Origin of the sequence: Indolivaga capnocytophagoides DSM 22835, assembly GCF_000426485.1 — a bacterium.
Taxonomy (GTDB): Bacteria; Bacteroidota; Bacteroidia; order Bacteroidales; family Dysgonomonadaceae; genus Dysgonomonas_A; species Dysgonomonas_A capnocytophagoides.
Genome location: NZ_KE384529.1, coordinates 149,609 through 164,079 on the forward strand (window position 1 = coordinate 149,609; position 14,471 = coordinate 164,079).

At 36.1% G+C, this 14,471-nt stretch carries 11 protein-coding genes; 5 read left to right on the top strand and 6 right to left on the bottom strand.

Features of this window, described 5'->3' with window-relative positions; translation table 11 throughout:
- Nucleotides 1-17 precede the first annotated feature (17 nt).
- Together K322_RS0114055 and K322_RS0114060 are read right to left on the bottom strand one after the other, a co-directional pair.
- Nucleotides 18-962, bottom strand: coding sequence for a phosphoribosylaminoimidazolesuccinocarboxamide synthase (locus tag K322_RS0114055; protein WP_026627444.1), 945 nt, complete (start codon nt 960-962; stop codon nt 18-20).
- Nucleotides 963-1,174: 212 nt separating this feature from the next.
- Complete coding sequence (locus tag K322_RS0114060) at nt 1,175-2,158, bottom strand: PhoH family protein (protein WP_026627445.1); 984 nt, start codon at nt 2,156-2,158, stop codon at nt 1,175-1,177.
- A gap of 462 nt (nt 2,159-2,620) precedes the next feature.
- Here K322_RS0114060 and K322_RS0114065 point away from each other — a divergent pair, with 462 nt between their 5' ends.
- Nucleotides 2,621-3,376: a GNAT family N-acetyltransferase gene (locus K322_RS0114065; RefSeq protein WP_026627446.1), complete on the top strand. Its 756-nt coding sequence runs from the start codon at nt 2,621-2,623 to the stop codon at nt 3,374-3,376.
- A gap of 66 nt (nt 3,377-3,442) precedes the next feature.
- Here K322_RS0114065 and gdhA read toward each other — a convergent pair whose 3' ends face one another.
- A complete protein-coding gene (gene gdhA, locus K322_RS0114070) occupies nt 3,443-4,780 on the bottom strand; it encodes an NADP-specific glutamate dehydrogenase (RefSeq protein WP_026627447.1) in 1,338 nt (445 codons plus the stop codon).
- Between the two features lie 199 nt (nt 4,781-4,979).
- Between gdhA and K322_RS20970 the strand changes: the two genes are divergently transcribed.
- Entirely contained in the window at nt 4,980-5,132 is a 153-nt protein-coding gene (locus K322_RS20970) for a hypothetical protein (protein WP_166786280.1), read from the top strand.
- A 155-nt stretch (nt 5,133-5,287) separates the two neighbouring features.
- On the opposite strand, the gene clpB is transcribed toward K322_RS20970, so the two are convergent.
- Complete coding sequence (gene clpB, locus K322_RS0114080; protein WP_026627448.1) at nt 5,288-7,876, bottom strand: ATP-dependent chaperone ClpB; 2,589 nt, start codon at nt 7,874-7,876, stop codon at nt 5,288-5,290.
- A 587-nt stretch (nt 7,877-8,463) separates the two neighbouring features.
- On the bottom strand, nt 8,464-9,081 hold the full coding sequence (locus K322_RS0114085; RefSeq protein ID WP_026627449.1) for a DUF7691 family protein: 618 nt from the start codon (nt 9,079-9,081) through the stop codon (nt 8,464-8,466).
- A gap of 262 nt (nt 9,082-9,343) precedes the next feature.
- Here K322_RS0114085 and K322_RS0114090 point away from each other — a divergent pair, with 262 nt between their 5' ends.
- The 3 genes from K322_RS0114090 to K322_RS0114100 all read left to right on the top strand — a co-directional run bounded on the left by K322_RS0114090 (nt 9,344) and on the right by K322_RS0114100 (nt 12,572).
- Nucleotides 9,344-10,138: a thymidylate synthase gene (locus K322_RS0114090; protein WP_026627450.1), complete on the top strand. Its 795-nt coding sequence runs from the start codon at nt 9,344-9,346 to the stop codon at nt 10,136-10,138.
- A gap of 137 nt (nt 10,139-10,275) precedes the next feature.
- Nucleotides 10,276-11,340 (top strand): NADH:flavin oxidoreductase/NADH oxidase, encoded by a 1,065-nt coding sequence (locus tag K322_RS0114095; protein ID WP_026627451.1) that lies wholly within the window; start codon nt 10,276-10,278, stop codon nt 11,338-11,340.
- Nucleotides 11,341-11,348: 8 nt separating this feature from the next.
- Nucleotides 11,349-12,572, top strand: coding sequence for a GNAT family N-acetyltransferase (locus tag K322_RS0114100; protein WP_026627452.1), 1,224 nt, complete (start codon nt 11,349-11,351; stop codon nt 12,570-12,572).
- A gap of 88 nt (nt 12,573-12,660) precedes the next feature.
- On the opposite strand, the gene K322_RS0114105 is transcribed toward K322_RS0114100, so the two are convergent.
- Entirely contained in the window at nt 12,661-13,575 is a 915-nt protein-coding gene (locus K322_RS0114105) for a hypothetical protein (protein WP_026627453.1), read from the bottom strand.
- Between the last annotated feature and the right edge of the window lie 896 nt (nt 13,576-14,471).

The following is a 14,471-nucleotide window of genomic DNA, read 5'->3' on the forward strand; positions in this document are numbered from 1 at the left end:
TCAAATCGAAGGTACTATTATTTTTTTAAATATGCACTTACATTCTTTTCAATTCGTGATTCAACGTCCGAAATATCAGCCTTCACAAATGGTTCGCCTACTATTTTTTCATACAGTTCTATATAACGATCCGATACAGAATTACAATATTCTTCTGTCATTTCGGGAACTGCCTGCCCGTCTTTTCCTTGGAATCCATTATCCATTAACCATTTGCGTACAAACTCTTTAGATAATTGGCGTTGCTCTTCTCCCTTTTCGAATAAAGACTGATAAGTATCAGCATAGAAATAACGAGACGAGTCGGGTGTATGTATTTCATCTATAAGATAAATTTCCCCATTATTTTTTCCGAATTCATATTTCGTATCCACCAAGATAAGCCCTTTTTGAGCGGCCATTTCTGTTCCTCTTTGGAAAAGTGCATAAGTGTATTTCTCCAATTGTTCATAGTCCTCTTTCGAAACCAATCCTTGTGCTATAATTTCCTCTTTCGCAATATTTTCATCATGTCCTTCATCCGCTTTTGTTGTAGGAGTGATTATAGGAGTTGGAAATTTCTGATTTTCTTTCATTCCTTCGGGTAAAGCCACACCACACAATGTTCTGGCTCCGGCTTTATATTCACGCCACGCACTACCGGTCAAATAACCACGGATAACCATTTCAACCTTAAACGGCTCGCAACGTAAACCAACTGTTACCATCGGATCGGGAGTTGCCTGCTTCCAATTAGGAACAATATCGGATGTAGCGTCTAAGAATTTTGCTGCAATCTGATTCAAAACCTGTCCTTTATAAGGAATCCCCTGAGGTAGTACAACGTCAAATGCCGATATACGATCTGTTGCAATCATTACCAATTCATCTTTACCAATCGAATATACATCTCTCACTTTCCCATGATACACATGGCTTTGTCCTTCAAATTTGTAATCAGTTCTAACTAAAGTATTTTTCATTATCTGGAAATTATATAGAATTTACTTATTAAAATCTCAGACCTATCTACTGACTTTGCAAGCATAACAGCTATAGCCGTTTATTGCTTTTAATCCATCACTAAATACTGTCTGCCACTTAATTTACTGCTACTTATAACAACATTCAGCATATTTTGTTTAGCTAGTAAATACCTCTTACTACTTTTATTTAAATGAAAATCCCCGTAAAATTATTTACTGGGGATTTCGCTTATAGCTGATACTTTTTCATCTCTTTTTCGTTCGTCATCTTTTTCGTATGCATCGACTATGCGCTGCACCAATTTGTGACGGACAATATCCTTTTTATCAAAATCTATCCGGGCGATACCCTCAACTCCATCAAGCACCCGCAAGGCATGCTTCAATCCTGACAATTGAGATGGAGGCAAGTCTATCTGCGTAACATCTCCTGTTATGATCATTTTTGCATTTATACCTAAACGAGTCATAAACATCTTAATCTGATGGACAGATGTATTCTGGGCTTCATCCAGAATAATAACAGCATCATTGAGCGTACGTCCACGCATAAAAGCCAGAGGTGCAATCTGCACCACTTTATTCTCGATATAATCTTTCAGCTTAGCAGGAGTAATCATATCTTCCAAAGCATCATAGAGAGGTTGAAGATAAGGATCTATCTTATCTTTCATATCTCCCGGCAGAAAACCGAGCTTTTCGCCGGCTTCAACTGCAGGACGACTCAATATGATACGCTTGATTTCTTTATTTTTCAATGCTTTTACAGCAAGGGCTATAGCTATATATGTTTTACCTGTACCCGCAGGTCCAAGGGCAAAAACCATATCATTTTTTAGGAAAGCATTAACCAGACGCTGCTGATTTTCATTTCTGGCAGATATTGGTTTTCCACTCATCCCGAAAATTATCAGATTATCCTGTTTAAATTCTCGGGGAGAGTTATCCTTAACAATATCTATTATATTATCTTCCGTCAGAAGATTATGCTCTGCACAAAATTTTTCCAGTTCCGCTATTTTTTCTTCGAAGAGAGGTATTTCTTCGGCGTTTCCCGTCACTTTAATAATATTTCCTCTCGCGACAATTCTCAGTTTTGGAAAAAGTGTTTTCAATAATTGCAGATTACTGTTGTTAACCCCGAAAAATAAGGCAGCATCCGCATTGTCTAATACAATTATCCGTTCTATCATTCATTTAAATTTCGATATCGCAAATATATATATTCTTTATGGATTTTATCCGAAAGTTGTCTCTATAATAATAGATCATTAAATACTTACTGTTACTTATATTCCGAAAAGGTAACAAAGTACAAACAATAACTGCATATTTTCGAATGGTTCCTTTTGCCCTTCTAATTCTCATCTATCCCAGTGCTAACTGATAACTGTAGACTGACTTCAAAGCCCCCTTTCTGTATAGATAAAATAATAAACTTACGCCAATCAGTATTATAATAAATATTGCCCAATTCATCGAAAACACTACCTATATATAATAAAAGAAGAATAGCCAATACGACTTATCTTAAAATACATATAATACACTAAACACAAGCACAATACCATTATATAGAAAACCAGACTAATCATAAAAAAAGCAAAATGTAGATATTTATATGTACTTTTGAGATAAAACAGATACTAAAAACTATGGATATAATAACACTCAGTCACGAAAATCTATCAACCGAACATATCTGCTGTGCTTTGGATAGCAAAACATCGAACACTGGCGTTGCAGCGAAAAAAGAATGGCTCGCAGACAGAATCAGTGAAGGTTTGCAATTCAAAAAGCTCAATAGCAGAGGTAAAGTGTTTATCGAATATCTACCTGCGGAAATGGGTTGGATGCCTATCAAAGCAGATGGCTATATCTTAATCAATTGCCACTGGGTATCGGGCAGCTATAAAGGCAAAGGATACGGATCGGAACTTCTGAAAGAGTGTGAGAAAGAAGCTATTTCGCAAGAAAAGAAAGGAGTCGTAATAGTTACAGCCAACAAAAAAAAGCCTTACCTCTCAGATAAATCATTTTTCCTAAAACATGGGTATAAAGTTGTAGACACCGCTCCGCCCTACTTCGAATTGTTAGTAAAACAATTTGACGAAAAAGCAACACTACCTCAGTTTTCGGAATCGGTTAAGGCCGACTTAACAGGACAATTACAAGGCATCGACATTTTTTATACAGCGCAGTGTCCCTTTACTATACCTTATGTGGAAATGCTCAAGGCTACCATATTAGAATCAGATATACCAATACGTACCCATCAGATAAAAACAAGAACAGAAGCTCAAAACCATATTTGCCCGATCACTACATACAGTGTATTTGTCAATGGAAAGTTCTATACACATGAAATACTAACACCTAAAAAACTCGAAGCATTAATAACAAAGGTCTGAGCTTTTAATATTCCCAGACCCCTTATCTTATTTTAATATTCGAGTCTATTCTCAATCAGATTAAAATCAAATAATTCCCTGACTGATTGTAGCTTTAGCTACTTTCATGAAACCTGCAATATTTGCACCTTTCACATAATTCACATATCCCGAAGCATCAGTCCCATGGGTAACGCATTGCTCATGAATACTTCTCATTATTTGATGAAGTTTCTGATCTACTTCTTCTGCTGACCATTGATAATGCATTGCATTTTGAGTCATTTCCAATCCCGAGGTAGCAACACCTCCGGCATTAACAGCTTTGCCGGGAGCAAATAATATCTTAGAATCAAGAAATAATTTTATAGCTTCTTCTGTACATCCCATATTCGAGATTTCGGCTACACACAGTACATTGTTTGCAAGCAGGATTTTCGCATCGTCCTCATTCAATTCATTTTGAGTTGCACATGGCAAAGCAATATCTACTTTCTGTTCCCAAGGACGCTTACCTGCATAAAATTTAGCATTAGGAAAAGCATCTGCATAAGGAGCCACAATATCTTCTCCGGTATAACGAAGTTCCAGCATATAATCGATCTTATTTCCCGAAATTCCTTCGGAATCATATATATACCCATCCGGACCGGAAATAGTAACCACCTTTGCTCCTAACTCGGTTGCCTTAAGAGCAGCCCCCCAAGCAACATTACCAAAACCGGATATAGCTACAGTTTTTCCTTCGAGTGTATGCCCCTTTTTTGCCAACATTTCTTTCACAAAATACAATCCACCAAAGCCGGTAGCTTCAGGACGGACAAGAGAACCTCCATATTCCAATCCTTTACCGGTAAAAGCTCCAGTATTTTCTCTTGCCAATTTTTTGTACATACCATAGAGGTAACCAATTTCACGGGCTCCTACCCCGATATCTCCAGCCGGAACATCTGTATCAGGACCTATATTACGCCACAGCTCTAACATAAAAGCCTGACAAAAACGCATAATTTCGGCATCAGATTTACCTTTACAGTTAAAGTCCGAACCTCCTTTAGCTCCCCCCATAGGAAGGGTTGTCAACGCATTCTTAAAAGTCTGCTCAAAGCCCAGGAACTTCATAATCGACAGATTTACCGACGGGTGAAAACGAAGTCCTCCTTTATATGGCCCTATGGCATTATTGAACTGTACTCTAAAACCTAGATTTACCTGAATATTACCACGATCATCCACCCAAGGAACTTTAAACGAGAATATACGGTCAGGCTCCACAAGTCTTTCAATTATCTTAGCTTTTTCAAACTCGGGATGTTGATTATACACATCTTCTATTGATATAAGTACTTCTCTTACAGCCTGTATATACTCAGGCTCTCCGGGATGCTTAGCCTCCAGCGATGACAATATGCTATTTATATCCATATTTTTAATATTTTTCCAGTTTTAAATCTTAAATCATATTCAAATTTACAAAGAATAAAATCAAAATGTTATTACATTTCTTATTTATTTTCTATGTTATAAAATAAAAGTGTATCCGAATATATAACTCCTAACTATTCTTAACACAACCAAATCATATACAGATTTGTTACAATAATTAAACAAACTCATAAATGATATGAATATAGAAAAAGATCAGATACAAAAGACCGAATTGGCTCTTAAGGAACTTAAGCGGAAAAATCGCAGACAAAATCTATTTCTTATGCTTACAGCATTACAAATAGGTTCAATCGTTATATCTTATTATCTGGGACGATCTCACAAATAAGATCTTAGGCTTATAATCCAAGTTTATTAGCAACAAATAAAAAATGTCTCTTAACTTATAATATTATAGATAAAATTCCGATTACCTTTTCTGGTAACCGGAATTTTATTTTTGTCGATATTAGCGACTGTAAGTATTCAAATAGATCTGAGATCTTAGTTTTTAAACTCTAAAGCTCCATCTTTCGCATCAATAATAATAGGAGCATCATGGTTTACAATGCCAGCTAACAGCCTCTTCGACAATACATCCAAAACCTGCCGCTGAATAACACGCTTCACCGGACGAGCTCCAAATTCGGGATCGAATCCCAATTCGGCAATCAAATTAACCGCAGCATCTGTAAACTGAAGCTGTACACTATTATTTTTCAACATCTTAACAAGGCTTTCCATCTGAATGCGTACAACCTGAGCTATTTCGGACTGTTTCAATGGCTCAAACATTATAATTTCATCAATACGGTTCAAAAACTCGGGTCTGATAGTCGATTTCAACATATTCAAAACCTCATTTTTAGTTTTCTCAACCACCACATCGTGATTTTCCTGATTAATTGTAGAAAAATTCTCACGAATCAAGGCTGAGCCCATATTTGAGGTCATTATAATAATGGTGTTCTTAAAATTCACCACACGTCCTTTATTATCAGTCAAGCGTCCATCATCTAATACCTGTAACAGAATATTAAAGACATCAGGATGAGCCTTTTCTATTTCATCGAATAGAACTACCGAATAAGGTTTACGACGAATAGCTTCGGTCAACTGCCCCCCTTCGTCATAACCAACATATCCGGGAGGTGCTCCAATCAGACGTGTTGCGCTGAATTTTTCCTGATACTCGCTCATGTCTATACGGGTCATCATATTTTCATCATCAAACAAAAACTCAGCCAACGCTTTAGCTAGCTCTGTCTTACCGACACCTGTTGTACCCAGAAAGATAAAAGAACCAATCGGACGTTTGGGATCTTGTAGTCCTGCACGGCTGCGCCGGATGGCATTAGAAATAGCCTCGATAGCTTCTTCCTGTCCCACGACCCTCTTATGCAGCTCATCTTCAAGATTAAGCAGCTTATCCTTTTCACTCTGAAGCATCTTATTGACAGGAATACCTGTCCAACGAGAAACAACATCGGCTATATCCACAGCATCCACTTCTTCCTTCACCATAGCTTTACTTCCCTGCATATCATGAAGTTGAGACTGTAGTTTCTCTATATCCGTTTCAAGCTCTTTTATCTTACCGTAACGCAATTCGGCTACCTTTCCGTAATCACCTTCACGCTCAGCTTTATCTGCCTGAAATTTTGCATCTTCAATATCGACCTTATGCTGCTGAATCTTATTTATCACATCTTTTTCGGCCTGCCATTTAGCTTTCAGGTCTTTTTCTTCCTCTTTCAGATCGCTGATTTCTTTCGATAATAGTGCTTCTTTATCCTTATCATTTTCACGCTTAATAGCTTCACGCTCTATTTCCAACTGTTTTATACGACGGCTCTTTTCGTCTAACTCTTCGGGAACAGAATCAACTTCCATCCTAAGTTTTGCCGCAGCCTCATCCATCAGGTCGATTGCTTTATCCGGCAAAAAACGATCGGTTATATATCGGCTCGAAAGCTGTACAGCAGCAATAATTGCCTCATCCATAATACGAACCTTATGGTGATTCTCGTACTTTTCTTTCAACCCACGTAATATAGATATGGTATCCATTTCGGAAGGTTCATCAACCATTACGATCTGGAAACGGCGTTCTAAAGCCTTATCTTTTTCGAAGTATTTCTGATATTCATCCAGAGTTGTAGCTCCGATTGATCTTAATTCGCCACGAGCCAAGGCCGGTTTCAATATATTGGCGGCATCCATAGCCCCCTCTCCTTTACCTGCTCCAACAAGAGTATGTATCTCATCTATGAACAAGATGATTTCACCTTCCGATTTGGTAACTTCATTAACTACGGACTTTAAACGTTCTTCAAACTCGCCCTTATATTTTGCACCTGCAACTAAAGCACCCATATCCAACGAATAAATCTGCTTGCTTTGCAAATTTTCAGGAACATCACCTCTTACAATACGATGAGCCAAACCTTCAGCAATAGCTGTTTTTCCTGTACCAGGTTCACCTATCAATATCGGGTTATTCTTTGTACGACGGCTCAGAATTTGAAGTACACGCCTGATTTCTTCGTCACGACCTATAACCGGATCAAGCTTCCCATCTTTTGCTCTTTGAGTTAGATTGATCGCATATTTCTCCAACGACTGATAAGTATCTTCTGCCGATTGACTATCTACTTTATTGCCTTTACGCAATTCTGCAATAGCAGATTTCAACTCATTTTCAGAGATACCTGCATCTTTCATTATCTGGGCAGCACTATTTCGAGTAGTCAGTATTCCTAAAAGAATATGTTCTAGCGATACATATTGGTCTCCCATCTGTTTCGATATACTTGTTGCTTTATCTAAAGCAGCGTTACTCTCACGGCTCAAATAAGGCTCACCACCTGATACCCGAGGGAAAGATTCTATCTCATTGTTCAATACATTTACTAAATGAGATAAGTTTACACCCAACTTCTGGAACAGAAAATTCACAACATTTTCACCGGTCATTATAACTCCCATCAAAAGATGTGAAGTTTCGATCGATTGCTGTCCTTTTTCTTTTACCGTATCAACAGCCTTTTGGACTGCCTCTTGAGATTTAATAGTAAAATTATTGAAATTCATATATTTATATTTTATTGTTTTCTTTATATTATTTATATATGATCCTTCAAATTATTTGCCACAGTTGGTTTTAATGACAAAATGTCAGTTTTAATACTTCTGAGTAAATGATATCCCTTAAGATTAAAAAGGTAACAAAAATCACATACTTTGTGTACACCTTTTTTAGTTTACTTTTTACACTATATCACCTAAAGAGAATTTTTGCTGCCACTCTGAAAGTCCCTATAAGAGCCTGGGGTCATTTCTAAAAAGGTAACAAAAGTTACTCCGTAATTGTACTTTACCTAATGTATACTTTTATCTCAGTGTCGCTTTAATGAGATAAACTATCGCTCGCAAAGCCCCTTTAAGGATTGAGGGTAACAAGATTTACTTATAGATAAAAGTTTTCATCTATCAAGTGAATCATCTTACTGTGATTTTATTATACATTTAAAACACGAAAACAGTAATAATAGTTGCAGAAAACAAAGGAAGAAAAAGAAAGTGTAGCTTTAAAGATCTGTTGTTTATTTAATGTACTTCGGATTTGTAATAAGCCTTAGGATCTATTAGCAATAAACAGATCTCGTGAGACTTTAATCTTAATGACAAAACGATATTAAACTTAGGTTGTGATTATTACAGTATGTGATGTTGGACTGTACTCCCTTGATAGCTTCATATACGAGAGCACGCTCATCGTCCTGCCAATTATTTTTTCTCAATAACTCTTTAATTTTTAGATCACTTATTATTATCTTATTCATCATCCGGCAAACCGACTTCATTTTATCCTGAGAAATAATGCCAACCATAGGTATACCATCCGCTGGAGGCAGATTTACATCCGGGTCTCCATCTAAAAGCATCTGAACAGTAGTCAGGTCAATATTAAAATCGTCCTTAACAAATTCATCAATAAGATCAGTCTCTCGTCCGAGAGCTATATCCTGCACATAGGGTAATTTCTCAGAAAAATATTCACATATAGCTATAAAAGCATACCAATATACATTTTCAGAACGTCTTCTATAAGGTTCATTATAAATAATCTGATGCAGAGCTTGCTTCATTGATAAATGAACATCGGTATTTTGCGTTGAATAATTTTTGAAAACTTCTCCTTTTTGTATATTTTCGAACAATGATAGATCATTCGATCCAAATGTTTTTATAATTTGCCCGATATCTACAGCATAAGAAAAAATGTAATAATCCATAAGTATACGCTTTAGATTTAAAAATTAATGGTCATGGCTTAGGTTATTTATAAATAAAGAGATATAAAAGACCAGAAGCTAAAGTTTGGTTTTAGGTTTTATGACTCATTTTTATTCATTGAATAAGTTAGAACAGATTCTAAATATCACGCTTTCTTAAATAACAAATATGTCTTTGACCTTAAAATGCAATTTATAAAAATATATCGTAGCAAAATACTTATTTTTACCTATTATTGAACATATTTTTAAAGCATGTTTTATGAAACAATATATAGATTTAGTTAAACGGGTTCTGGCAGAAGGAGCTCACAAAGAAGATCGTACGGGAACAGGTACCATCAGTGTATTCGGGCATCAAAGCCGCTATAATATGGAAGAAGGTTTTCCGTTGGTTACAACAAAAAAGTTACACCTGAAATCCATTATACACGAATTGCTTTGGTTTCTGAAAGGCGATACAAACATCAAATACCTGCAGGATAACGGGGTACGTATCTGGAACGAGTGGGCTGACGAAAATGGCGATCTGGGACATATCTATGGCTATCAATGGAGATCGTGGCCCGATTACAATGGTGGGCATATAGACCAGATAAGCGAAATAATAGACACGATCAAAAATAATCCCGACTCACGGCGAATTATTGTAAGTGCATGGAATGTGGCGGATATCCCCTCGATGAAACTCCCTCCATGCCATGCATTCTTTCAGTTTTATGTTGCAAACGGAAAACTAAGCTTGCAGTTATATCAACGCAGTGCCGATATATTCCTAGGTGTACCTTTCAATATCGCATCATACGCCTTATTGCTGAAAATGATGGCTCAGGTAACAGGACTTCAGGCGGGAGACTTTGTACATACTCTTGGAGATGCACATATCTATACTAATCATATCGATCAACTGAAAATGCAGATAGAGCGTGAACTCCGGCCATTACCACAGATGATATTGAATCCTGAGATAAAAAATATTTTCGATTTCAAATACGAAGATTTCACATTAGAGGGTTATGATCCGCATCCGCATATAAAAGGAGAAGTAGCTGTTTAAAGTATTATATTTTTCGTTTTCTCAGGTTTCTGTGCAGGGATATCAATATTTACGGTACGAGACAAAAAACAGTTATAACATAATAGATGTTATAAGCTAAAACAATCAATAGGTCTGAGACCTTAAAAGCAAATCCTATGTCGAAATTATTTACTCCTCTACAAATAAAAGGCATCAGCCTGAAAAACAGGATTGTCATGTCTCCCATGTGCCAGTATTCCGCCATTGACGGATTTGTAAACGACTGGCATTATACTCATTACATAAGCCGTGCTATCGGTGGATGCGGAACAATTATCCAGGAAGCAACAGCCGTTGTTCCTGAAGGCCGAATCAGTTATGCAGACTTAGGTATATGGAAAGACGAACACATAGGAGCGTTGAAGGAGTTGACATCGGCTATCGATAAATATGGAGCCATTCCGGGTATCCAGCTAGCTCATGCAGGTCGAAAAGCCAGCTGTGATCTGGCATGGAAGGGAGGACATCAAATAAAATCAGGAGTCGACAGTTGGCAGACTGTTGCTCCATCACCAATCCCCTTTTATGAAAACGATATTGCACCTCTTGAATTATCATCTGAGGATATAAAGACAATAGTCGATAAGTTTAAAGAAGCTGCAGAGAGAGCAATCAAAGCAGGATATAAGGTACTGGAACTTCATGCTGCGCATGGTTATTTAATCCATCAGTTTTTATCCCCTATCACAAATCATCGTTCTGATGAATACGGTGGATCTTTCGAAAACAGAATACGTTTTTTGCTTCAAATCGTAGATAAAATACTACCTCTCCTTAATGAGAACTTATCATTGTGGGTGCGAATATCGGCAACCGACTGGGTCGAAAACGGCTGGAATCCGGATGAATCGGTAAAATTATCTTCACGACTGAAATCAAAAGGTGTAGATGTTATTGACGTATCTACAGGAGGCAACGTTGCTCATGTAAAAATACCTGTAGCCCAAGGCTACCAAATTCCTTTTGCATCGGAGATCAGACAAAAGACCGAAGTCATTACGGGAGCTGTCGGACTCATTACTCAAGTAAGTCAGGCAGAAGATCTGCTCGATAAAAGTAAATGCGATCTGGTATTTATAGGACGAGAACTTTTACGCAACCCTTATTTCGCATTGCAGGCAGCCATAGAACTGGATGAAGATATAGATTTTCAAAAACAGTATGAGCGAAGTTTCAAATAAACACCTATATGGAAACTAATACGATAAGAGAACGCTTAACCTTAAAACCTGTAGGTCTGGAATACCTAGATCAGTTTAATCAATTGCTTCGCTATGTATTTCAGGTAACAAACAGCGACCTTCTCGAAAGCGGATATGAAGACGGAGAGATCACTAAGGCAAAGCGTCCTATCCTGAAAAATGCAAACGTTATAGGTTGGTTTAATGACGACCAGCTCATTTCTCAGCTATGCATATATCCGTGCGAAGTAAATATCCATGGGAAGATATTCTCGATGGGAGGTCTGACCGGGGTCGGCACATATCCCGAATATTCAAATATGGGATTGATGAATGATCTCATAAAAAAAGGGTTGGAAATGATGCGGGACAACGGGCAATGGATTTCTTACCTATATCCCTACTCCATTCCATACTATCGCCGTAAAGGCTGGGAAATAATATCAGACCACTTAACCTTCGAGTTGAAAGACAATCAGATACCCAAAAGCAGGCCTGTTAATGGTTATGTAGAAAGACTCGCTGTTACAGAACAAGATGTTATAGATGTATATGATAAATTTGCCCGCTCTACTCATGGTGCTCTGATTCGACACAAACTCGAATGGGAAGAATATTGGAGATGGGAAAATGAAGAAGAAAGAATAGCTGTTGTATATTACGACGAACACGACAATCCACGAGGTTATATACTGTACTGGATATCGGAAGATATATTCCACATTAAAGACATTATTTATCTGGATCAGGAAGCAAGAAAAGGTCTTTGGAATTTTGTTTATGCACACTATTCGATGGTCGACAAAGTAGAAGGAAACATCTACAACAATGAACCTATACACTTTCTGCTGGACGACGGGCAGATAAATGAAACTCTCGAACCCTATTATATGGCTCGTATTGTTGATGTAGAATCTTTTCTGAAAAATTATCCTTTTAAAGAAGTAAATTCATTTGAGCCTTTTCATTTTATTGTATCCGATCCGCATGCTCAATGGAATGAAGGCACTTTTAGTATAATAAGAAATGACAATGGAAAGTTCCAAATCATGCCTGAGAAAATAGGTAAAGTTGTAAATATAGACATTCAAACATTAACTACAATGCTCATGTCATACCGAACACCTACATACTTACATAAAATAGAACGTTTAAACACGGATGAAGAAACAATAAGGACTCTTGAACAAATCATACCAAGAGAGCAACCGTATTTTTCGGACTACTTTTAAATAAAAAAAAACAAAGGCACAGCTACTTATACTAACTGTGCCTTAGATAACCTACTCTTTAACTCAACTCTAAAAACTATCTGTTCTCTTACTTATTCTCCTGAAGACTCGCATAATCGATCTGCTTCTTCAAATCATCCTTTTGTGAAGAATCTACCATCAAGAAGCCCTGATTATGATTGTATTTCTGCCCTTCGGTAACAATCCATTTCAAAAAATCCTGAGCATCCTTATTTAAATTCACATAATCTATCGTTATACTAATCGGATTTATCGGTATTAAATTTACTTTTTGATTTTCCAGTAAGTCTATGGTTTCATCAATTCCCGAAACAATAGACTGCCATTGATCCTTTTTTAGATCTATAGGCAAGATGGTGATCCCATCTTTCAATGCTTTGCTTGTTGTATCATAAATGTATGACAGATAATTAAAAGCAACTCCATTTGGATCTTTATTCAGTGCACTTATAATATAAATATCATCTCCTGCTATTTTTTTTCCTTTTAACTGATCCGTCTGTTTGTCGAAATACTGGGCAAAATAAATTGAGTTAGAAGTCGATAAACTACCCGAATAAATAGTTGATTCATTTTTAAAAGGATATTTACCATCACTGTCTATGTCTTTTTCAAAGAACAGTTTTTGTATTTTGTCTTTATTTAATCCCTTGTTGTTGATCTCCGTCAAAATAGGATTTTGTTTATTTACAATAGGTAAAAGTGCATAACGGGCAACCTGTAATGACAACTGCTCTTCTTTTTTCTGAGAATCATCAGCAACTACATTTATAGCAATTTTTTCCTCATCAACATCTTTTGGAGCAATTTGTATGGATACTTCCGGACGTACTTTTGCATATTCAACTATCCATGATTTCAAAATTGGATGAGTAAAATTCGCTCCTTTTATATAAATAATATCCTTATTGTTCTGGGCCTCTAAATTAGCAATGCCTAAAACAAGTAATACAGCTATTTGAATATATTTAAATGTCTTCATTTTATTACCTGATAAATTGTGATGTAAAAACATTACAAAATAATCTAAAATTCGGAAGAGAATATATACCGTATATATGGTATATTTAAAGGATAGAGGAGATACCTAACTATGCATACAAAAACAAAACAGTAGCATGTAATCACTACACACTACTGCCTTATTGGTTTGTTTATATATATTTTTCAGATTATGCTAAAACATTAATACACAAACAGAACCAATGAACGTATATTAGGGATATTCACGTAGTCTAATTTATTATAATTTTTCATTAAAAAAATTTCTGTAATTTGACACATTACACTCAACTGAAGCTTAATTCAGAATTATAAGATTCGCTTCTTTTGAATTTATTATAAATATTATTTTTCAACTTCCCGAATAAAGTAAACAGCAGAGTGTAATCACTACACCCTACTGCCAAATATAATTGTGTCAGTGGTATTTGCATAGAATTTGAACAACACTCAAACAAACAATTCTTTATGAATTTTGAAATACCAATACAATTATTTATACATGTACTCGGAATATATTTTTTAAGTTCGAAACTTTCATCTTCATTCTCAGAAACAGCAACAGTAAATACACCACATGATTTCAACTCTCTATAACGAGAAGAAAAACCAAAAGATATTACATTAACCATTGACAAACCAAACTCCATTTCTGACTTAATTACTCTTTAAATTAAAATCTCTATACTCATTGACAATATCCAATGAGATAAAAATCAAATTCCTTAAGACAAAAGTACTACAATTTTAGTAAAAAACTAATCTTTCAATAAAAAAAATCTAGTTTTTTAGCAAAAAAAATATAAAAGAAAAAACACAAAATCAATAACAAACTATATACCAATAAAATAATATCAAGTATTAAGATGAAAGCAG

What these genes read in the sequence shown, in the direction of transcription:
- K322_RS20970 (WP_166786280.1), top strand. Translation starts at nt 4,980, where the DNA reads ATGAATATAGAAAAAGATCAGATACAAAAGACCGAATTGGCTCTTAAG.
- K322_RS0114055 (WP_026627444.1), bottom strand. Translation starts at nt 962, where the DNA reads ATGAAAAATACTTTAGTTAGAACTGATTACAAATTTGAAGGACAAAGC.
- K322_RS0114100 (WP_026627452.1), top strand. Translation starts at nt 11,349, where the DNA reads ATGGAAACTAATACGATAAGAGAACGCTTAACCTTAAAACCTGTAGGT.
- clpB (WP_026627448.1), bottom strand. Translation starts at nt 7,876, where the DNA reads ATGAATTTCAATAATTTTACTATTAAATCTCAAGAGGCAGTCCAAAAG.
- K322_RS0114085 (WP_026627449.1), bottom strand. Translation starts at nt 9,081, where the DNA reads ATGGATTATTACATTTTTTCTTATGCTGTAGATATCGGGCAAATTATA.
- K322_RS0114065 (WP_026627446.1), top strand. Translation starts at nt 2,621, where the DNA reads ATGGATATAATAACACTCAGTCACGAAAATCTATCAACCGAACATATC.
- K322_RS0114060 (WP_026627445.1), bottom strand. Translation starts at nt 2,158, where the DNA reads ATGATAGAACGGATAATTGTATTAGACAATGCGGATGCTGCCTTATTT.
- gdhA (WP_026627447.1), bottom strand. Translation starts at nt 4,780, where the DNA reads ATGGATATAAATAGCATATTGTCATCGCTGGAGGCTAAGCATCCCGGA.
- K322_RS0114105 (WP_026627453.1), bottom strand. Translation starts at nt 13,575, where the DNA reads ATGAAGACATTTAAATATATTCAAATAGCTGTATTACTTGTTTTAGGC.
- K322_RS0114095 (WP_026627451.1), top strand. Translation starts at nt 10,276, where the DNA reads ATGTCGAAATTATTTACTCCTCTACAAATAAAAGGCATCAGCCTGAAA.
- K322_RS0114090 (WP_026627450.1), top strand. Translation starts at nt 9,344, where the DNA reads ATGAAACAATATATAGATTTAGTTAAACGGGTTCTGGCAGAAGGAGCT.